This window comes from Enterobacter sp. BIGb0383 (assembly GCF_003751845.1).
Lineage (GTDB): Bacteria > Pseudomonadota > Gammaproteobacteria > Enterobacterales > Enterobacteriaceae > BIGb0383.
Genome location: NZ_RJKQ01000003.1, coordinates 448,625 through 469,586 on the forward strand (window position 1 = coordinate 448,625; position 20,962 = coordinate 469,586).

At 58.6% G+C, this 20,962-nt stretch carries 18 protein-coding genes; 7 read left to right on the forward strand and 11 right to left on the reverse strand.

The window, feature by feature from the left end:
- Window positions 1-31: 31 nt before the first annotated feature.
- Entirely contained in the window at window positions 32-1,603 is a 1,572-nt protein-coding gene (cueO, locus tag EDF81_RS17725; protein ID WP_123349466.1) for a multicopper oxidase CueO, read from the forward strand.
- 49 nt (window positions 1,604-1,652) lie between these two features.
- On the opposite strand, the gene EDF81_RS17730 is transcribed toward cueO, so the two are convergent.
- The gene (locus EDF81_RS17730) at window positions 1,653-4,043 is read right to left on the reverse strand and encodes a glucose/quinate/shikimate family membrane-bound PQQ-dependent dehydrogenase (RefSeq protein ID WP_123349467.1); all 2,391 of its coding nucleotides are present in this window, start codon (window positions 4,041-4,043) and stop codon (window positions 1,653-1,655) included.
- 205 nt (window positions 4,044-4,248) lie between these two features.
- On the opposite strand from EDF81_RS17730, the gene hpt reads away from it, so the two are divergent.
- Window positions 4,249-4,785, forward strand: a complete 537-nt coding sequence (gene hpt / locus EDF81_RS17735) for a hypoxanthine phosphoribosyltransferase (RefSeq protein WP_184999537.1) — start codon at window positions 4,249-4,251, stop codon at window positions 4,783-4,785.
- Window positions 4,786-4,812: 27 nt separating this feature from the next.
- Here hpt and can read toward each other — a convergent pair whose 3' ends face one another.
- Entirely contained in the window at window positions 4,813-5,475 is a 663-nt protein-coding gene (can, locus tag EDF81_RS17740; RefSeq protein WP_123349469.1) for a carbonate dehydratase, read from the reverse strand.
- A gap of 108 nt (window positions 5,476-5,583) precedes the next feature.
- On the opposite strand from can, the gene EDF81_RS17745 reads away from it, so the two are divergent.
- The 3 genes from EDF81_RS17745 to EDF81_RS17755 are packed head-to-tail and all read left to right on the forward strand — an operon-like array spanning window position 5,584 to window position 8,531.
- A complete protein-coding gene (locus tag EDF81_RS17745) occupies window positions 5,584-6,510 on the forward strand; it encodes an ABC transporter ATP-binding protein (RefSeq protein WP_123349470.1) in 927 nt (308 codons plus the stop codon).
- Entirely contained in the window at window positions 6,507-7,277 is a 771-nt protein-coding gene (locus EDF81_RS17750; RefSeq protein WP_123349471.1) for an ABC transporter permease, read from the forward strand. Before EDF81_RS17745 ends, EDF81_RS17750 begins: the two co-directional genes overlap by 4 nt.
- A gap of 6 nt (window positions 7,278-7,283) precedes the next feature.
- The gene (locus EDF81_RS17755) at window positions 7,284-8,531 is read left to right on the forward strand and encodes a polysaccharide deacetylase family protein (protein ID WP_123349472.1); all 1,248 of its coding nucleotides are present in this window, start codon (window positions 7,284-7,286) and stop codon (window positions 8,529-8,531) included.
- A 7-nt stretch (window positions 8,532-8,538) separates the two neighbouring features.
- Here the strand turns inward: EDF81_RS17755 and panD are convergent, their stop codons facing one another.
- From panD to thpR, 9 genes are all read right to left on the reverse strand, one after another.
- Window positions 8,539-8,919: an aspartate 1-decarboxylase gene (panD, locus tag EDF81_RS17760; protein ID WP_123349473.1), complete on the reverse strand. Its 381-nt coding sequence runs from the start codon at window positions 8,917-8,919 to the stop codon at window positions 8,539-8,541.
- Between the two features lie 60 nt (window positions 8,920-8,979).
- Window positions 8,980-9,834 carry a pantoate--beta-alanine ligase gene (gene panC / locus EDF81_RS17765; RefSeq protein ID WP_123349474.1) on the reverse strand — a complete coding sequence of 285 codons (855 nt, stop codon included), beginning with the start codon at window positions 9,832-9,834 and terminating at the stop codon, window positions 8,980-8,982.
- Window positions 9,835-9,865: 31 nt separating this feature from the next.
- On the reverse strand, window positions 9,866-10,657 hold the full coding sequence (gene panB / locus EDF81_RS17770) for a 3-methyl-2-oxobutanoate hydroxymethyltransferase (RefSeq protein ID WP_123349475.1): 792 nt from the start codon (window positions 10,655-10,657) through the stop codon (window positions 9,866-9,868).
- A gap of 246 nt (window positions 10,658-10,903) precedes the next feature.
- Window positions 10,904-11,386 (reverse strand): 2-amino-4-hydroxy-6-hydroxymethyldihydropteridine diphosphokinase, encoded by a 483-nt coding sequence (gene folK, locus EDF81_RS17775; RefSeq protein ID WP_123349476.1) that lies wholly within the window; start codon window positions 11,384-11,386, stop codon window positions 10,904-10,906.
- Complete coding sequence (gene pcnB, locus EDF81_RS17780; RefSeq protein WP_221180830.1) at window positions 11,383-12,768, reverse strand: polynucleotide adenylyltransferase PcnB; 1,386 nt, start codon at window positions 12,766-12,768, stop codon at window positions 11,383-11,385. The genes folK and pcnB overlap by 4 nt, the downstream gene beginning before the upstream one ends.
- A 58-nt stretch (window positions 12,769-12,826) precedes the next feature.
- Window positions 12,827-13,723 carry a tRNA glutamyl-Q(34) synthetase GluQRS gene (gene gluQRS / locus EDF81_RS17785; protein ID WP_123349478.1) on the reverse strand — a complete coding sequence of 299 codons (897 nt, stop codon included), beginning with the start codon at window positions 13,721-13,723 and terminating at the stop codon, window positions 12,827-12,829.
- 114 nt (window positions 13,724-13,837) lie between these two features.
- Window positions 13,838-14,293, reverse strand: a complete 456-nt coding sequence (gene dksA, locus EDF81_RS17790; RefSeq protein WP_123349479.1) for an RNA polymerase-binding protein DksA — start codon at window positions 14,291-14,293, stop codon at window positions 13,838-13,840.
- Window positions 14,294-14,465: 172 nt separating this feature from the next.
- Complete coding sequence (sfsA, locus tag EDF81_RS17795; protein ID WP_123349480.1) at window positions 14,466-15,170, reverse strand: DNA/RNA nuclease SfsA; 705 nt, start codon at window positions 15,168-15,170, stop codon at window positions 14,466-14,468.
- Window positions 15,171-15,180: 10 nt separating this feature from the next.
- Complete coding sequence (gene thpR, locus EDF81_RS17800) at window positions 15,181-15,714, reverse strand: RNA 2',3'-cyclic phosphodiesterase (protein WP_123349481.1); 534 nt, start codon at window positions 15,712-15,714, stop codon at window positions 15,181-15,183.
- Window positions 15,715-15,787: 73 nt separating this feature from the next.
- Between thpR and hrpB the strand changes: the two genes are divergently transcribed.
- Both hrpB and mrcB read left to right on the forward strand, forming a co-directional pair.
- Window positions 15,788-18,217, forward strand: coding sequence for an ATP-dependent helicase HrpB (hrpB, locus tag EDF81_RS17805; RefSeq protein ID WP_184999536.1), 2,430 nt, complete (start codon window positions 15,788-15,790; stop codon window positions 18,215-18,217).
- Between the two features lie 105 nt (window positions 18,218-18,322).
- Window positions 18,323-20,848, forward strand: coding sequence for a bifunctional glycosyl transferase/transpeptidase (mrcB, locus tag EDF81_RS17810; RefSeq protein ID WP_123349483.1), 2,526 nt, complete (start codon window positions 18,323-18,325; stop codon window positions 20,846-20,848).
- The last annotated feature ends 114 nt before the right edge of the window (window positions 20,849-20,962 follow it).

Consider the following 20,962-nt stretch of genomic DNA (forward strand, 5'->3'; position numbering starts at 1 on the left):
GCTTCCGCCAGTTGAGAATAAGGATGTGAGCATGCAACGACGTGACTTTTTAAAATACTCTGCGGCGCTGGGCGCATTCAGCGCGCTGCCGCTGTGGAGTCGGTCGGCGTTCGCCGCTGAACGTCCGGCTCTGCCCATCCCGGACCTGCTGGAGGCCGATGCGCAGAGCCGCATCCGTCTGACGGTGCAGGCTGGAAAAACCACTTTTGGAAAACATACCGCTACAAGTTGGGGCTATAACGGCAATCTGCTCGGGCCTGCGCTGAAACTGCAGCAGGGCAAGCAGGTTAACGTGGAGATCCGCAACCAGCTTAGCGAGGAGACCACCGTTCACTGGCACGGCCTGGAAGTGCCGGGCAGCGTCGACGGCGGCCCGCAGGGCGTGATTGCGCCGGGCAAAAGCCGCAGCGTCAGCTTTACGCCCACTCAGCAGGCGGCGACCTGCTGGTTCCATCCGCATCAGCACGGTAAAACCGGCTATCAGGTGGCGATGGGGCTGGCCGGACTGGTGCTGATTGAGGATCCGCACAGCCAGCAGCTCCTGCTGCCGAAAAGCTGGGGTGTGGATGACGTACCGGTGATTGTGCAGGACAAAAAATTCACCGCCGACGGTGAGATTGATTACCAGCTGGACATGATGAGCGCCGCGGTGGGCTGGTTTGGCGATACGCTGCTGACCAACGGGGCGATTTATCCCCGTCATGCCGCGCCGCGTGGCTGGCTGCGTTTACGCCTGCTGAACGGCTGCAATGCCCGCTCGCTTAATTTCGCGACCAGCGATAAGCGCCCGCTATATGTGATTGCCAGCGACGGCGGGCTGCTGGCTGAGCCTGTTGCGGTGACAGAGTTGCCGATGATGCCGGGCGAGCGCTTCGAAGTGCTGGTGGAAACCCGCGACGGTAAACCCTTTGATATTGTAACGCTGCCGGTCAGCCAGATGGGTATGAGCATTGCGCCCTTTGATAAGCCGCACCCGGTTATGAGTATTCAGCCGCTGCGGGTGGTCGCATCCGGCATGCTGCCGGATAAACTGGTTCCGGTTCCTGCACTGCCATCGCTGGAAGGATTAACGCAGCGGACCCTGAAGCTGACGATGGATCCGATGCTCGACCAGATGGGGATGCAGGCGCTGATGGACAAATACGGCGCGCAGGCGATGGACGGGATGGATCACGGTGCGATGATGCAGCACGGCGGGCATGGTCAGGGCATGAATCACGGAACGATGGGATCGATGGATCACAGCGGTCATGGCCTGGATCTGCATCATGCGAACCGTATTAACGGCCAGGCCTTTGCGATGGATACGCCTCAGTTTGCCGCCGCTCGCGGTCAGCATGAGCGCTGGGTCATCTCCGGCGAGGGCGATATGATGCTGCACCCGTTCCATATTCACGGTACCCAGTTCCGCATTCTGTCCGAGAACGGCAAAAAACCGGCGGCCCACCGCAGCGGCTGGAAAGATACGGTAAAAGTGGAGGGCGGCGTCAGTGAGGTGCTGGTCCGCTTCGATCATGACGCGCCAGAAGAGAGCGCCTATATGGCGCACTGCCATCTGCTTGAGCACGAAGATACCGGCATGATGCTGGGCTTTACGGTCTGAAGAAAGGCCCGAAACCTCTCATCCTGAGAGGTTTCGGGTAAGAAATACATTACTCGGTTTTATCCGGCAGGGCATACGCCACAATATAATCCCCCATTTTGGTGCCAAAGGAGCCGTGGCCACCGGCTGAGATCACCACATACTGTTTACCGTTAACCTCATAGGTCATCGGCGTGGCCTGGCCTCCGGCGGGCAGACGCGCCTGCCACAGTTTATCCCCGTTACGCATATCGTACGCACGCAGGTAGTTATCAGCGGTAGCACCGATAAACAGCACGTTACCGGCGGTGGAAATCGGGCCGCCAAGCATCGGCATCCCCATGGTAAACGGCAGCGGAACCGGCATCGGGAACGGCAGACTATCCTGCGGCGTACCGATACGTTTTTTCCAGACGACCTGATTGGTTTTCAGATCCAGGGCAGAGATATAGCCCCAGGCCGGCTGTTTACACGGCAGGCCAAACGGCGACAGGAACGGATTCAGGGTCACGCCATAAGGCACGCCGTACTGCGGCTGAATACCGGATTCCGACCCGCTGCCTTTGGCATCCTTCGGCGGCTCCATCGGATTACCGGGACCGCGTGGGATCAGCTTAGAGACAAACGGCAGCGCCATCGGGTTGGCAATGGCAACCTGACGATGCGGATCGACCGAAATTCCGCCCCACTCAAACATCCCCAGGTTACCCGGGAAGACCAGCGTGCCCTGCTCGGACGGCGGGGTGAAGATCCCTTCATAGCGCAGCTGCTGGAACATCACCCGACAGACCAGCTGATCGAACATGGTCGCGCCCCACATATCCGCGCCGCTCAGATCTTTCTTCGGGCGGAAACTGAGGTCGGAGAAGGGCTGGGTTTTGCTGACGTAGTCGCCTGTTGCTGCGCCCTGCGGAACCGGTCTTTCCGGGGCCGGAACGACCAGCTTGCCGTTCCGCCGGTCCAGCACAAAGATATTGCCGGTTTTCGCCGGAGCGTAAATCACCGGAATCGTCTCGCCGTTCAGGGTGATATCCGCCAGCGTTGGCTGCGACGGCATATCCATATCCCACAGATCGTGGTGAACGGTCTGATAGCTCCAGGCCAGCTTACCGGTGGTGGCGTTCAGCGCCACAATCGAGCTGGCGTAGCGCTCCTGCTCCGGCGTACGGTTGCCGCCCCAGATATCCGGCGTGGTGACGCCCATCGGGAGATAAACCAGATCCAGCTTCGCATCATAGGCCGCCGGTGCCCAGGAGTTCGGCGAGTTGACGGTAAAGTGATGCTCGTCCGTCGGGATAGCGTTGGGATCTTTCGCGCCCGGATCGAAGGCCCACAGCAGCTCGCCGCTGTTAACGTCGAAACCGCGAATGACCCCGGAAGGCTCACGGGTAGAGAAGTTATCGGTGACCGCACCGGCAATCACAATCGTCGTATCGGTGACGATCGGCGGTGACGTCGGCTCGTACATGCCCGGCGTGGTAACCGGCATATTGGTTTGCAGGTTCAGAATGCCTTTGTTGCCAAAGGATTCGCACAGCTTGCCGGTATCGGCGTTCAGCGCGAACAGGCGGCCATCGTTTACCGGCAGGAAAATACGACGAGGACAGTCGGAAACCGTATCCGGCCTGCTGCTGTCGGCTTTGGCCTCATGATAGGAGACGCCGCGGCAGGTCACGTGCTGGAAAGAGGGTTCGGTATTGAGCTGCGGATCGAAATGCCACTTCTCTTTCCCGGTTGCCGCATCGAGGGCAAAAATGCGCTGGTGGGCGCTACAGAGGAACAGCGTGTCGCCCACTTTAATCGGCGTCACTTCATTGGTGATCTCGCCCGGGTCGTTAGGCTGCTTCAGGTCGCCGGTGCGGAATACCCAGGCCTGCTCCAGCTGATGGACGTTATCGGCGTTAATCTGCTTCAGAGGTGAGAAACGCTGGCCTTCCTGGTTGCGGCCATAGGCCGGCCAGTCGCCGTCAGCCACCGGGGAAATCGGCTCTGCGGGCGTCGTGTCGACGTTCAGGGTGCCGTTGATTTCCTGCGGATCGTGGAAGCCCGCCCAGGTCAACATGCCGCCGCTAATCAGCAGTGATACCACCAGGGCGGTTACCGCCCCGCGTGATGGCACCGGCAGTCGACGCCAGACAAAGGGCAGGATCAGCCAGATGCCAAAGAACACCAGGATATCGCTGCGCGGCGTCAGGGCCCAGAAGTCAAAGCCGACTTCGTACACGCCCCAAAGCATGGTTACCAGCAGCAGGGCGGCGTAGAGCCACAGCGCCGCACGCTGTCCGCGAAACAGCAGGGTGGTGACGCCGAGCATCACCAGCCCGGCAAGTGGGTAGTACCAGGAGCCGCCGATGGCGACCAGCCAGATCCCGCCCGCGAGCAGATAGAGTCCGCAGAACGCTGCGAACAGGGTCGTGAGCCGCACGAGGAGTCGCGACGGCCCGGATTGATTTTTCGCCATAAAAACACACCATCTTTAATTGTTAAAATTTTGCTAGCAATTAAGTATAGGTTGTAACAAGTGTGATCTTTATCACAAAAAGAGCTTAAGTCGTCGATGCTTCGCCGTCCGCGTTTTGCTGGTATACTGCGTGCCTTGCGCGGCAATACCAAAGGGTTGCCACAGGTTTTGAAAGATTTATTCTTTAAATCAGATGGTTAGTAATATGAAACATACTGTTGAAGTGATGATTTCCGAGGCCGAGTTAGCCACACGTGTCGCAGAGCTGGGTCGTGAGATCACCGAGCGTTATCAGGACAGCGGCAGCGAGATGGTGCTGGTGGGCCTGCTGCGCGGGTCCTTTATGTTTATGGCGGATCTGTGCCGCGCCGTACAGGTTCCGCATGAAGTCGATTTTATGACCGCCTCCAGCTACGGCAGCGGGATGTCGACCACCCGCGATGTGAAAATCCTCAAGGATCTCGATGAAGATATTCGCGGCAAGGACGTGTTGATCGTCGAAGATATTATCGACTCCGGCAATACGCTGTCGAAAGTGCGTGAGATCTTAAGCCTGCGCGCGCCGAAGTCGCTGGCGATCTGTACGCTGCTGGATAAGCCTTCCCGCCGTGAAGTCGAGGTGCCGGTGGAGTTTGTTGGCTTCTCGATTGAGGATAAGTTTGTGGTGGGCTACGGGATTGACTACGCCCAGCGCTATCGCCATCTGCCTTACGTCGGCAACGTGGTGATGCAGGACGAATAAAAGAACAGGGCCCGACGGGCCCTGTTTTTACTTGTGGTTAACGTGCTTCTGGGACAGGTTAGACACGCCCTGACGGTAGCGCTGCTCCAGGGTTTCACGGTTGGTCGCCGTGACGTCCAGGTTGCGCAGCAGGCCGTCGTGAATGCCGTAGGCCAGGCCGTGAAGGGTGACCTTCTGCCCGCGTTTCCACGCTGAACGCATAATGGTGGAGTGGCCCAGGTTATAGACCTGTTCCATCACGTTCAGCTCGCACAGGGTATCAAGACGACGTTCCTGCGGCATATCGCCCAGCAGGGAGCTATGCTTGAACCAGATATCGCGGATATGCAGCAGCCAGTTGTCGATCAGACCCAGCTCCGGGTTTTCCACCGCCGCCTGCACGCCGCCGCAGCCGTAGTGGCCGCAGATAATTATGTGCTCAACTTCGAGAACGTCGACCGCGTACTGCACAACCGAGAGACAGTTCAGATCGGTGTGGATCACCAGGTTGGCAACATTACGGTGAACGAAGAGTTCGCCAGGTTCGAGCCCGGTCAGGCGTTCCGCAGGAACGCGGCTATCGGAACAACCGATCCAGAGAAAACGCGGCTTCTGAGCCTGCGCGAGTTTCTCAAAAAATCCCGGATCTTCTTCTACCAGCATTTTTGACCATAGTGAATTATTGCTGATGAGTGTATCTATGTCTTTCATGGAGGTTAACAACCTGTGAACCAGATAAGTGCGTTGCGCTAATATAGGTCAACTCCATCTTTTTTTAAACCACACATCAAGTGTCAGATTAAAGGTAAGCCACTATTCATGACCATTGCACTGGAGCTTGAGCAGCTTAAAAAAACCTATCCCGGCGGTATGCAGGCGCTGCGTGGGATCGACCTTAAAGTCGAAGCCGGTGATTTCTATGCGCTTTTGGGGCCTAACGGCGCGGGCAAGTCGACCACCATCGGCATTATCAGCTCGCTGGTGAATAAAACCAGCGGGCGGGTAAATGTTTTTGGCTACGATCTGGACAAAGACGTCGTTAACGCCAAACGCCAGCTGGGGCTGGTGCCGCAGGAGTTTAACTTTAACCCGTTTGAGACGGTGCACCAGATTGTTGTTAACCAGGCAGGCTACTACGGCGTTGAGCGCAAAGAAGCGTTAGCTCGCGGCGAAAAATACCTGAAGCAGCTCGATCTATGGGAGAAACGCAACGAACGTGCGCGGATGCTGTCGGGCGGGATGAAGCGTCGTCTGATGATTGCTCGTGCGCTGATGCACGAGCCGAAGCTGCTGATCCTCGATGAGCCGACCGCAGGCGTTGATATCGAGCTGCGCCGCTCTATGTGGGGCTTTTTAAAGGATCTGAATGATAAAGGCACCACCATCATTCTGACCACCCACTATCTGGAAGAGGCGGAGATGCTGTGTCGTAATATCGGCATTATTCAGCACGGCGAACTGGTGGAAAATACCTCCATGAAGGCGCTGCTGTCGAAGCTAAAATCGGAAACCTTTATCCTCGATCTGGCTCCGAAAAGCCCGCTGCCGAAGCTTGAAGGCTATCAGTATCGTCTGGTGGATACCTCGACGCTGGAAGTGGAAGTGCTGCGCGAGCAGGGCGTGAACAGCGTCTTCAGCCAGCTTAGCGCCCAGGGCGTGCAGGTATTAAGTATGCGTAACAAGGCCAACCGTCTGGAAGAGCTGTTCGTCACGCTGGTACATGATAAAAGAGGAGACCACGCATGACGCAGCTTTACTGGATTGCCCTGAAGAGTATCTGGGCAAAAGAAATTCACCGGTTTATGCGTATCTGGATCCAGACGCTGGTGCCGCCCGTCATTACGATGACCCTCTACTTTATTATTTTCGGCAACCTGATCGGCTCGCGTATCGGTGAGATGCACGGCTTCAGCTATATGCAGTTTATCGTGCCGGGTCTGATTATGATGGCGGTGATCACCAACGCCTATGCCAACGTGGCCTCCTCCTTCTTTAGCGCCAAGTTCCAGCGCAATATTGAGGAGCTACTGGTGGCCCCGGTGCCGACCCACGTGATTATCGCGGGCTACGTCGGTGGCGGCGTGGCACGCGGCCTGTGCGTCGGTATTCTGGTGACGGCGATATCGCTGTTCTTCGTGCCGTTCCAGGTGCATTCGTGGCTGTTTGTAGGGCTGACGCTGCTGCTGACGGCGGTGCTCTTCTCGCTGGCCGGTCTGCTGAACGCGGTCTTTGCCACCACCTTTGACGATATCAGCCTGATCCCGACCTTCGTGCTGACGCCGCTGACCTATCTGGGCGGGGTGTTCTACTCCCTGACGCTGCTGCCGCCGTTCTGGCAGGCGCTGTCGCACCTTAACCCTATCGTCTATATGATCAGCGGTTTCCGCTTCGGCTTCCTCGGGATCAGCGATGTACCGCTGTTCACTACCGTTGCCGTGCTGGTGGTCTTTATCCTGGCCTTCTACCTGCTGTGCTGGTATCTGATCCAGCGCGGTCGCGGCCTGCGTAGCTGATCCTCTATGCGGATGCGTTTTGTTCTTTCGCTGTTGTTGCTGCTTTCCGGGAGCGCTTCCGCCGTGCTGCTCGGCGAGGGCAACGACAGCGGGCGCTATATGCAAACCAACCAGGATGCGGCTATCTGGGGCCGGGTGGGCAATAACGTGGTGCGGGTAGGCTATCTGCGCGCCGGGCAAATTCTCAGCGTGACGCCGGGGGCCGGTGACTATGAGGAGTTTCGCTTCGGTTACAGCGTGGGCTTTATCGACAAGGGCCATCTCGCGCCCGTTCAGGGTGCGCGGCGGGTAGAGGATAGCCTGGGCGATCTGAACAAGCCCCTCAGCAATCAGAACCTGGTGACCTGGAAGGATACGCCGCTGTATAGCGCTGCGGACGCGACCAGTCCGCAGGTGGGCGTGCTGGCGGAAAATCTGCGCTATCCGGTGCTGAATAAACTGAAAGACAGGCTGAATCAGACCTGGTATCAGATCCGTCTCGGGCAGCGTCTGGCGTGGGTCAGCAGCCTCGATGCTCAGCAGGATAACGGTATTCCGGTGCTGACGTATCACCATATTCTGCGTGATGAAGAGAACACCCGTTTTCGCCATACCTCAACCACCACCTCGGTACGCGCCTTCGGCAACCAGATGACCTGGCTGCGCGATATGGGCTATACCACGCTGACCCTGTATCAGCTGGAGGACTATCTGCGGAACCGGGCTAATCTGCCGGCCAAGGCGGTGGTGATCACCTTTGATGATGGTCTGAAATCGGTTAGCCGCTACGCGTACCCGATATTGCGTCAGTATGACTTCAAGGCGACGGCCTTTATTATTTCGTCGCGAATCAAAAGCCACCCGCAGAAATGGGACCCGAAAGCTCTGCAGTTTATGAGCGTTTCAGAGCTGAAAGGCATTCAGGGAACCTTTGATATCCAGTCCCATACCCATTTTCTGCACCGGGTTGACGATCTGCGCCATCCGATCCTGCTCAGCCGTAGCTATCACAATGTGTTGTTTGATTTTCAGCGCTCCCGTCGGGCGCTGGCGCAGTTTAATCCGCACGTGCTCTATCTCTCGTATCCATTTGGCGGCTACGACCTGAAAGCGGTAAAAGCGGCCGGCGCGGCGGGTTTCCATCTGGCGGTGACAACGGTGAAGGGGAAGGTCAAACCGGGGGATAATCCGTTTCTGCTGAAACGGCTCTATATCTTAAGAACGGACTCGCTGGAAACGATGTCGCGGCTGATCAGCAATCAGCCGCAGGGATAATCACGACTCAGGCAACCTGAACCGGTACGGCTTTCGCTTTACGCTTCATCTCATTGTCGCCGTCAAAGTAGGCGACTTTCGGCTGCCAGCTGCGGGCCTGCTCGTCCGGCATGGTGACGTAGCTGGCGATAATCAGGATATCGCCGACGTCGGCACAGTGAGCCGCCGCACCGTTGACGGAAATAATGCGCGAGCCGCGCTCGCCGGAGATGGCGTAGGTCGAGAAACGCTTACCGTTGGTGACGTTGTAAATATCGATGGCTTCGTATTCCAGAATACCGGCCGCCTCAAGGAAATCCTGGTCAATGGCGCAGGAGCCTTCATAGTGAAGATCGGCCTGGGTCACTTTGACGCGGTGAAGCTTGCCTTGCAGCATTGTACGGATCATAACCTTTACCTTACCTGAACTGTGTGCCCGGCGGGCTGTGCCGGGCAGTATAACCCCTGTCTAGCGGGTTAATTCAACTGTTTTATTGTCGATCAGTCGCGCCTGACCCAGCCATGCGGCCATCAGGATCGTCGCGCGCTGGCTGGCATCGCTCAGCTCAAGCAGGGTGTCCGCATCGCGGATCTGAATGTCGTCGGTACGGAAGCCTTTTTCATTCAGAGCCTGCGTGGCGAGAGCGATAATTTCGTCGAGGTTGCGATCGCCTGCCTGCAGCTTGTCGCCAATCTCACTCATCACTTTGCTCAGTCCCGGCGCGATTTTACGCTCGGCGGCGGTCAGATAGCCGTTGCGGGAGCTGAGTGCCAGGCCATCTTTGGCGCGTACTGTCGGTACCCCGACAATATCGATGTCGTAGCCCATATCGGCGACCATTTTGCGGATCACCGCCACCTGCTGGAAGTCTTTCTCACCGAAGCAGGCCACGTCCGGCTGGACGAGGTTAAACAGCTTGCTGACGATGGTGGAGACACCGCGGAAATGGCCCGGACGGCTGGCGCCTTCCAGCATGGTCGACAGGCCGGGAACGTCAACAAACGTCTGGGTGTCGGTACCCTGCGGGTAGATATCGGCGGGCGCGGGGGCGAAGACCAGATCCACTTTGCGCTTGTTGAGCTTCTCGCAGTCCTGCTGCAGGGTGCGCGGGTAGCGGGCCAGATCGTCCGCCCGGTCGAACTGCATCGGATTGACAAAAATACTCACCACCACCACGTCGGCACGGGCGCGGGCTTCGTCGACCAGCTTCATATGCCCGTCGTGCAGGTTGCCCATCGTGGGAACCAGCGCAATACGCTGGCCCTGCTCACGCAGGCGGCGGATATGCTGGCGCAGCAGCGGAAGCGTTTCGATAATCAGCACAACAATACTCCTCAGTCCTGAAGGTCAGGCATTAATGGAAACTGTGTTCGTCATCCGGATAAGATCCGGATTCAACGTCGGCAATATACTGCCGTACGGCCGCACGCATGTCGCCCGTTTCGATCAGGAAATTCTTCGCAAATTTAGGGATATGGCCGCCGGTAATGCCAAAAGCGTCATGCATCACCAGGATCTGGCCGTCGGTGACGTTACCGGCACCAATACCGATAACCGGGATCTGAAGCGCCTCGGTTACGCGTTTCGCCAGCTCAACCGGGACGCACTCCAGCACCAGCAGCTGTGCACCGGCCGCTTCAAGGGCCAGCGCATCGTCAAGCAGAGTCCGGGCCGCGTCACCGCGTCCCTGCACCTTATAGCCGCCGAAGATATTGACCGACTGCGGGGTCAGGCCCAGATGACCGCAGACCGGTACGGCGCGCTCGGTCAGCATTTTGACCGTCGGTGCAAGCCAGGCTCCGCCTTCGATTTTGACCATATTGGCCCCTGCGCGCATCACGATAGCGGCGTTTTCAAACGCCTGCTCCGGCGTCGCATAGGCCATAAACGGCAGGTCGGAGAGCAGCAGACAGGCAGGCGCACCACGGCGTACGGCGCGGGTATGGTAAGCAATCTCTTCGACCGTCACCGGCAGGGTGGAGTCGTTGCCCTGAACCGTCATACCCAGCGAATCGCCGACCAGCAGAACATCGATCCCTTCATCGGCAAACAGCTTTGCAAAGCTGTAGTCGTAGGCGGTCAGGGTGGCAAAACGTTTTTTCTCTTGCTTGCGCTTATAGAGCGCCGTGATAGTTGTCGGCTTCATGAATTATCCTGAGAACGGGCAATGTCGACGCATTCTAATCAGCGCTTTTGCGAGGGACAATGTTTTTAGGCGATGGTGAGAGATTACTCTCATGCTAATGCCTATGAGGATTGGGGTATCTCTATGGCTTCGCACTATCTCAAAATTTGACGAAATTGAGATAGATTTCGGGTCAGGATGCAAACTATCTCAAAATTTCGCTTTTTTGAGATAGTTTGCGTCTGTATGAGGTCTTGCAATGAAGAATCAGGACCAGCGTGCCGGTGACGGCACGCCCAGACGCTGAAGCACGGCTTCTAGCGTTTCACCCTCAGGGAAGGCCAGCTCGGGGGCGATCTCAAACAGCGGCCAGAGCATAAAGCCGCGGTTTTTCATATCGTAGTGGGGAACGGTCAGGCGTGGGGTATTCATCACCCGGTCGCCAAACAGCATGATATCGAGATCCAGGGTGCGCGGTCCCCAGCGTTCATCTTTGCGAACGCGACCCTGCTGCAGCTCTATACGCTGGGTATGATCCAGCAGAACTTCGGGTTCAAGAGCGGTATCGAGCGCTACGGCGGCGTTGAGATAGTCAGGCTGATCCTGCGGGCCGAGCGGCGGCGTGCGGTAGAACGCCGACACCGTCACAACCCGGGTATCGGGGATCTGCGCCAGCGCCGCCAGCGCGGCGTTAACCTGCTGTAGCGGCGAAGCGAGATTGCTGCCGATAGCCAGCCAGACGCGGGTCACGGACGAGGAGCGCGCTTACGGGGACGACGATGACGGCGGCGTGCGGCCGGTTCTTCTTCGAGGCCGTTAAGCATATCTTTCTGCGCCGGCGGTGCGGCAACCTGGAATTCTCCCCACCACTGCACCAGACGCTGCAGTTCGGCGTTGTGCTCGACTTCCGCACGCAGCGCCAGCAGATCGTAGGCGGCGCGGAACTTCGGATGCTCCATCAGTTTCCAGGCACGCTTGCCCTGGCGACGGGAGATCCGCAGCTGAAGCTGCCAGATATCGCGGGTCAGGGTGGTGATGCGTTTCGGGATCGCCAGTGAACGACAGGCTTCATCCAGCACGTCGTTCATCGCCATCGCAAAGGCGTCATAGTAGGCCAGACCGCTTTCCTGGGCGATTTTCTGCGCGGCTTCGAGCAGCGGATACCAGAACATCGCTGCGAACAGGAAGGCCGGATTGACGCGCATATCGTTCTGGATACGGTTGTCGGTATTCTTCAGCACCTGGGCAATAATGCGTTCCATCGGGCTATCACCTTGTTCGGTGAAGTAGCGGGTGATGGACGGGAACAGAGGCTGGAAAAGGCTGTATTCGCGCAGCAGCTTATAGGTGGCAAAGCCGTGACCGGCCTGCAGCAGCTTGAGCGATTCTTCGAACAGACGGGCCGGTGGCACATCGTTGATAAGCGTTGCCAGACGCGGCAGCGGCTCGGCGCTTTCCGGGCTGATGGTCATGTTCAGCTTGGCGGCGAAGCGCACCGCGCGCAGCATCCGCACCGGATCTTCGCGGTAGCGGGTTTCCGGGACGCCGATCAGACGGATCACGCCGTCGCTCAGGTCCTGCATACCACCCACATAGTCACGAACGGTAAAGTCGGCGACGCTGTAATAGAGGCTGTTGATGGTGAAGTCGCGACGCTGGGCATCTTCTTCGATGGAGCCGAAGATATTGTCGCGCAGCAGCATGCCGTTCTGGCCGCGCTGGGAAGTGGCACGATCGTCCGGGCTACCGTCGTGGTGACCACGGAAAGTGGCGACTTCGATAATTTCCGGGCCGAACATGACGTGGGCCAGACGGAAACGACGGCCTACCAGACGACAGTTACGGAAAAGTTTGCGCACCTGGTCCGGCGTGGCACTGGTGGTCACGTCAAAGTCTTTGGGCTTTGTGCCCAGCAGGAGATCGCGTACCCCGCCGCCGACAAGATAGGCCTCATAACCGGCTTTATTCAGTCGGTAGAGCACCTTCAGGGCGTTTTCACTGATATCTTTGCGGGAAATAGCGTGCTGCTCGCGGGGGATCGCCGTCATAGCGGGCCGAACAATCGCCTGTTCGATTTCGCTTTCCTCGCGGCTTAGCACCTTACGGCAAAAATTAGCGACTCGGGTAAAAATAGTACACCTCTGTAGTGTCAGTCAGCATCAGGACAAAAAAATAGCGGCTAATCATAGCTCAGCGAGACGCATTTGAGAATCGCGGATTCACATCCGCCGTTTTCGGTACGTCAGCAAGCGACCAACTGGTCACCGCCTGGGCCAGTAATTCCTCCAGGCTCAGATCCTGCCAGCCTTTTGTGACAGGCTGACCAAGAAATTGTAATGCACTGATAATAATCGGTCTCGGGTCGCCCTCTGGCAGGGCCGGGGCGTGGTTTTGCTTCGACAGTTTATTCCCCTGTGGGGTTAACGCCAGCGGTAAATGAATATAGTCCGGCACCGGCCAGTCGAAGTGCTGATAGAGCGAAATTTGCCGCACCGTTGGGTCAATTAGATCCGCGCCGCGCACAATTTCGGTGACGCCCTGAAAATGGTCATCGACCACGACCGCCAGATTGTAGGCAAACAGGCCGTCGCGACGGTGAATAATAAAGTCCTCGCGAGCGAGCGCCTCATCAACGTGGATTTCTCCGCGCAGTCTATCGTTGAAGCCGATGACCGGCTGTCGCTGGCGCAGGCGAATGGCCGCGTTATGCGGGCCGTTGTGCTGCGTACGGCAGTGGCCGTCATAGAACCCGCCGACCTGTTGGATGCGCGCCCGCGTACAGGTGCAGTAGTAGCTCAGTCCCTGCTGCTGTAGCCACGTCAGCGCCGCACGATAGGCATCATGTCGCTGAGATTGCCACAGCACCTCGCCATCCCAGTGCAGACCATAGTGTTCCAGCTGACGGAGAATAACGTCGGCGGCACCGGGGACTTCGCGGGGAGGGTCGATATCTTCGATGCGTACCCACCAGATACCCTGCTGCGAGCGGGCCTGGAGGTAGCTGCCGAGAGCAGCGATCAGCGAACCAAAATGCAGCTCACCGGATGGGGATGGCGCAAAGCGCCCGATATAGTGTGATTCAGACATACCGAAAGATACGATTAAAAAAGGCGGGGAAACCCCGCCTCAGGTTGCCAGATGTCAGGGCATCGCGTTGTTTGACGCGAGCTGCAGCGTACTGGCTTCAGGATAACCCGGCTATCAGCCCGCCATCTGTTTTTCGCGGATTTCAGCCAGCGTTTTGCAATCGATGCACAGATCGGCCGTCGGACGCGCTTCCAGGCGACGAATACCAATTTCAACGCCGCAGGATTCGCAGTAGCCGAAATCTTCATCTTCAACTTTTTTCAGCGTCTTCTCGATCTTTTTGATCAGCTTACGCTCGCGATCGCGGTTACGCAGTTCGAGGCTGAACTCTTCTTCCTGGGCCGCACGGTCAACCGGGTCCGGGAAGTTAGCAGCTTCGTCCTGCATGTGGGTAACGGTGCGATCGACTTCATCCCTAAGTTGATTACGCCATGCTTCCAGAATACGTCTGAAGTGCGTCAGCTGGGCTTCGTTCATATACTCTTCGCCCGGCTTCACTTGATACGGCTCTACCCCTGCAATGGCGAGAATACTCAGGGACGATGTTTTACGGTTTTGCCCTTCTTGCATGTTGCTTCTCCTTAACACGCACTATCGATCCCCGTGTGGGGGAAAATCTGGCCGCTATAAATAGCAGATGCTTTTCCACATGGCAATTATCTATACGTTACTCTTGACAAGCCTGTGAAGAAAAGCGTATTTGCGCACGCGGCCAAAACCCGAAAAGCCGTATCGCAAAATATCACAGCGAAACGGGTAACGGTTCCTTCAGAGTCATATTATCGGCAGAAAGTTCAGCTTTATAAGCCCAAATTTCTACGCCGCTCATTTGTGCCTCACTCAACAGTTGCGCGTACTTCGCATCAATATGGCGCGCGGGGGAAAAACGTGTAATCGCTGAGTGTAGAACGGCGAACAGGATAACCGCCCGATCGCCGCTGGCCGCTACGCTCATCAATTCCCGAAGATGCTTTTGACCGCGTACGGTAACCGCATCGGGAAAATACCCCGACTCGCTTTCCGCGAGCGTTACCGATTTGACTTCAATATAGCAGTTGCGGCGATCCTCTGCCTGCAACATCACGTCAACACGGCTTCCTTCTGCTCCATATTTCACCTCGCTTTTCAGCGTGCTGTAGCCGACGAACGGCGGCAGGGTTTCCGCCAGCAGCGCCTCTTTCACCAGCGCGTTAGCCTGTTGGGTATTGACGCAGATCCAGGCGCCCTGCTGCGTCTGGGTCAGTTCCCAGGTGTGCGGGTACTTACGCTTCAGGTTCGATGAGGTCGAATACCAGACCGTATCGCCAGGCGTAGCGCAGCCGGTCATTGCCCCGGTATTCGGGCAGTGCAGGGTAAGAATTTCGCCGTCCGGGGTGAGCACGTCGGCCAGAAACCGCTTGTAACGTTTAATCAGGGTGGCGGCCTGTAAAGGGGGAGAAAACTGCATAGGGGTTCCTTTATGATTCCATCAGCGTCCAGCGGTTCAGCGGGGTATAGCGCGTGCGCCCCCGCGTATAGCTGGATTCATACAGCACAAACTCTTTGACCGGAAACGACCAGTGAAAGCCGGGTGGTGGAATCGCCTGAACGCTCTGCGCATCGCGCAATAGCGTGATATGGGGGTGAAAAGGCTGTGGGCTTTGATAGCAGCCGCTGCGGGCGGCCTGGGCGCGCAGCATATTCGCCAGCTGAAGCAGACCGCGTGGCGGCTGACGCGTACCCAGCCAGACCACCCGCGAACGCGGCCAGTGGCCGGCATCGTCCAGATTCAGAGTAAAGCCCGGCTGGTGAATACGTCCGGCAAGCGCTTCCAGCGCCCGCTGCTTCTCCGGGCTGATTTCACCGAGAAAGGCCAGGGTCATATGCAGGTTAGCCGCAGGTACGGGACGTCCGGCCTCCGGCGCAAAGCTGTCGGCGCGCCAGTGAATCAGACTTTGCTGCACTTCAGCGGGCAGTTCGATGGCGAAAAACAGCCTTTTGGCGTCGGACATGGTCGATACTCGGTAATGGTTTGTGGCGATGCTACAATGCACGCCCTTGAATGTTAACCCTCTGGAGCCATTTGTGACCTCTTTGCCGGTTGCCGCCGTGTTGCCTGAACTGCTTGCCGCCCTCTCTGATGCGCCGCAGGTCCTGCTGAATGCCCCGACCGGTGCGGGAAAATCGACCTGGCTACCGCTGCAAATTTTGCAGCATGGCGCGATTGCCGGTCGCATTATTCTGCTGGAGCCGCGTCGACTGGCGGCCCGTAACGTGGCCCAGCGGCTGGCGGAGCTGCTCAATGAGAAGCCGGGCGAGACCGTCGGCTACCGGATGCGGGCGGAAACCTGCGTCGGGCCGACGACCCGGCTGGAGGTAGTCACTGAGGGGATCTTAACCCGGATGATCCAGCACGATCCCGAGCTGAACGGCGTTGGGCTGGTGATCCTCGATGAATTCCACGAGCGCAGCCTGCAGGCGGATCTGGCCCTGGCGCTGCTGCTCGATGTCCAGCAGGGTCTGCGGGAAGACTTAAAACTGCTGATTATGTCCGCCACCCTCGATAATGACCGACTGTCGCAGCTTCTGCCCGATGCGCCGACCATCGTTTCTCAGGGGCGCGCCTTCCCGGTGGAGCGCCGCTATCAGTCCCTTCCGGCCCAGCTGCGCAGTGACGAAGCGATAGCGCAGGCCACGGCGGCGCTTTTGCGGGATGAACCCGGCTCGCTGCTGCTGTTTTTGCCCGGCGTCGGGGAGATCCTGCGGGTTCAGACGCAGCTCAGCGGGCGCGTTGGCGACGATGTCCTGCTCTGTCCTCTCTATGGCGCGCTGCCTCTGAGCGAGCAGCGCAGGGCGATCCTGCCCGCGCCGGAGGGCAAGCGCAAAGTGGTGCTGGCCACCAATATTGCCGAAACCAGTCTGACCATCGAAGGCATTCGCCTGGTGGTGGACAGCGCCCAGGAGCGGGTTGCCCATTTTGATCCGCGCACGGGCCTGACCCGGCTTTTTACCCAGCGTATCAGCCAGGCGTCGATGACCCAGCGCGCCGGGCGTGCGGGGCGACTGGAGCCGGGGATCTGCCTACATCTGCTGCCGAAAGAGCTGGCGGAGCGCGCCGCGGCGCAGGGCGATGCGGAGATCCTGCACAGCGATCTGGCCGGTTTGCTGCTCGATCTTCATCAGTGGGGCTGTGCCGATCCGGCGGGCCTGAGCTGGCTGGATCGACCTCCGGCGGCAAATCTTGCCGCCGCGCAGCGGTTGCTCATCCAGCTACAGGCGCTGGAGAAGGACAGGCTCACCGCCAGCGGCAAAAAAATGGCGGCGCTCGGCTGCGATCCCCGACTGGCGGCCATGCTGGTGAACGCTGAGGGGGCGGATGCGCAGGCGACCGCTGCCCGACTGGCGGGGCTACTCGAAGAGCCACCTCGCGGCAGCACCAGCGACCTGGGGGCCGTATTCTCCCGCTCGCAGAGCAACTGGCAGCAGCGAGCCAGTCAGCTCCTTAAACGGCTTAATAGCCGCGGCGGCGCGGTGGACAGTGCGCTGTTGCCGTCGCTGCTGGCCTGTGCCTTTGCCGACCGCATTGCCCGTCGTCGGGGTGCAGAAGGGCGCTATCAGCTGGCAAACGGTATGGGTGCGATGCTCGACAGTGACGATCCGCTTAATCGCCACGAATGGCTGGTGGCACCGCTGCTTTTACAGGGCAATGCGTCGCCGGATGCGCGTATTCTGCTGGCGCTGCCGCTGGATATTGACGCCCTGATTGCCGACTGCCCGCAGCTGATCACGCAGTCGGACGTGGTGGAGTGGAATGACGCCCAGGGAACGCTAAAAGCGCTGCGCCGCAGCCAGATAGGCCAGCTCACGCTCAAAGTGCAGCCGCTGGCAAAGCCGTCTGAGACGGAGCTGCATCAGGCGATGCTCAACGGCATCCGCGAAAAAGGCCTGACGGTGCTGAACTGGACGCCGGAGGCGGAGCAGCTGCGTTTGCGTTTACACTGTGCCGCGCAGTGGCTGCCGGAAGAGGCGTGGCCGGCGGTCGATGATGCCTCGCTGCTGGCGTCGCTGGAGGCGTGGCTGCTGCCGCAGATGGCGGGCGTTCACTCCCTGCGGGCGCTGAAAGCGCTGGATGTCAGCCAGGCCTTACAGCAGTGGCTGCCGTGGTCATTACGTCAACGGCTGGATAGTGAGCTGCCGTCGCATTACACTGTGCCGACCGGAAGCCGGGTTGCCCTGCGCTATCACGAGGAGAATCCGCCCGTGCTGGCCGTCAGAATGCAGGAGATGTTTGGCGAGGCGACAACGCCGACGATTGCCCGGGGACGCGTAGCGCTGGTGGTTGAGCTGCTGTCGCCGGCGATGCGTCCGCTGCAGATCACCCGCGATCTCAGCGCCTTCTGGCAGGGCGCGTATCGCGAAGTGCAAAAAGAGATGAAAGGGCGTTACCCGAAGCATGTCTGGCCGGACGATCCGGCTAACACCGCGCCGACGCGGCGCACTAAAAAGTACTCGTAGCGGGCGGTGTCCCGCTGCGGGAAAAATTGAGAGATTTCTTCTTTCTCCCGCCGGGAGAAAAATTGAGAATCGGGCCCTTGCGCCTGAATGTTGCGGAGAGAGAGCATGGCGGGGAATGACCGCGAGCCGATTGGACGTAAAGGAAGGACCACGCGTCCGGCGAAAGAAAAAGTGAGCCGTCGTCAGCTCCGTGATGAGGAGTATGACGACGACTATGAAGATGACGATGAGGATGAAGAGCCGATGCCGCGTAAAGGTAAGGGAAAAGGTCGCGGGCCTCGCGGCAAACGCGGCTGGTTCTGGCTGCTGCTGAAAATCGGTATTGTCTTTGCCGTATTGATGGCGATCTATGGCGTCTACCTGGATCAAAAAATCCGCAGCCGCATTGACGGTAAGGTATGGCAGCTTCCGGCGGCGGTGTATGGCCGGATGGTCAACCTCGAACCGGATATGCCCATCAGCAAAAATGAGATGGTGAAGCTGCTGACGGCCACCCAGTACCGCCAGGTGACGAAGATGACCCGTCCCGGCGAGTTTACGGTTCAGGCCAACAGCGTCGAGATGATCCGCCGTCCGTTTGATTTCCCGGACAGCAAAGAGGGCCAGGTGCGTGCGCGTCTGACCTTTGATGGCGATCGCCTGGAGACTATCGAGAATCTGGACAGCAATCGTCAGTTCGGTTTCTTCCGTCTCGATCCGCGTCTGATCACCATGCTCTCGTCGCCGAACGGCGAGCAGCGCCTGTTTGTGCCGCGCAGCGGCTTCCCGGATCTGCTGGTGGATACCCTGCTGGCCACGGAAGACCGTCACTTCTACGAGCATGACGGGATCAGCGTGTACTCCATTGGCCGTGCGGTGCTGGCAAACCTGACCGCCGGTCGCACCGTCCAGGGGGCCAGTACGCTGACCCAGCAGCTGGTGAAAAACCTGTTCCTCTCCAGCGAGCGCTCCTACTGGCGTAAAGCCAACGAAGCCTATATGGCGCTGATTATGGATGCCCGCTACAGCAAGGATCGCATCCTTGAGCTGTATATGAACGAGGTCTATCTCGGTCAGAGCGGCGATAGCGAAATTCGCGGCTTCCCGCTGGCCAGCCTTTACTACTTTGGCCGTCCGGTGGAAGAGCTGAGCCTTGACCAGCAGGCGCTGCTGGTGGGTATGGTCAAAGGGGCGTCGGTCTACAACCCGTGGCGCAACCCGAAACTGGCCCTCGAACGCCGTAATCTGGTGCTGCGCTTGCTGCAGCAGCAGCAGGTGATCGACCAGGAGCTGTATGAAATGCTGAGCGCCCGTCCGCTGGGCGTGCAGCCGCGTGGCGGGGTGATCTCACCGCAGCCGGCCTTTATGCAGATGGTTCGCCAGGAGCTGCAGGCGAAGCTGGGCGATAAAGTGAAAGATCTCTCCGGCGTGAAAATCTTTACCACCTTTGACTCGATGGCGCAGGACGCCGCGGAGAAAGCGGTGGTCGAAGGGATCCCGGCGCTGATCAAACAGCGCAAGCTGACCGATCTTGAAACGGCGATGGTGATTGTCGATCGCTACAGCGGGGAAGTTCGCGCCATGGTGGGCGGCGCTAACCCGCAGTTTGCGGGCTATAACCGCGCCATGCAGGCAAGGCGTTCTATCGGGTCGCTGGCAAAACCGGCCACCTACCTGACCGCGCTGAGCCAGCCGAATCTGTACCGGCTGAATACCTGGATTGCCGATGCGCCGATCTCTCTGCGCCAGCCGAATGGCCAGGTCTGGTCGCCGCAGAACGACGACCGTCGCTTTAGCGGGCAGGTGATGCTGGTGGATGCCTTAACCCGCTCCATGAACGTCCCGACGGTCAATCTGGGGATGGCGCTGGGTCTGCCAGCGGTCACCGATACCTGGCAGAAGCTTGGCGCGCCGAAAGATCAGCTGCACGCCGTTCCGGCAATGCTGCTGGGTGCGCTGAACCTGACGCCGGTCGAAGTGGCCCAGGCGTTCCAGACCATCGCCAGCGGCGGGAATCGTGCGCAGCTCTCTTCGCTGCGTTCGGTCATTGCCGAAGACGGTAACGTGCTCTATCAGAGCTATCCGCAGTCGGAACGTGCCGTTCCGGCGCAGGCGGCATATCTGACCCTGTGGACCATGCAGCAGGTGATTGAGCGCGGTACCGGTCGCCAGCTTGGCGCGAAGTATCCGTCCATGCATCTGGCGGGTAAAACCGGGACCACCAACAACAACGTCGATACCTGGTTTGCCGGTATCGACGGTCGTGAAGTCGCGATTACCTGGGTGGGCCGCGATAACAACCAGCCGACGAAGCTGTACGGCTCCAGCGGGGCAATGTCTATTTATCAGCGCTATCTGGCGAATCAGCCACCGAATCCGCTGAACCTGACTCCGCCGGAAGATATTGTCGACATGGGCGTTGATGATATGGGCAACTTTGTCTGCGGTGGCGGTACGCGTACTCTGCCGGTCTGGACCACCCAACCGGATCAGCTGTGCCAGCTGAACCAGAATCAGCCGGCGCAAAACAATAACCCGTTTGCTCAGCCTGAGAACCCGCAACAGCAGCAGCCTCAACAGCCGCCGCAGCAGCAGGAAGAGAAGAGCGACGGCGTCGCTGGCTGGATAAAAGAGATGTTCGGCAGTAACTAGGTGACAGGGCCCCTTGATCATCAAGGGGCTTTTTTTTATGCGTAAATCAATAGTGTTATTGTGGCTATTAATTAGGCCTTCAAACCCCGCCAGTGCCCATAGCGCTTGAAAAAC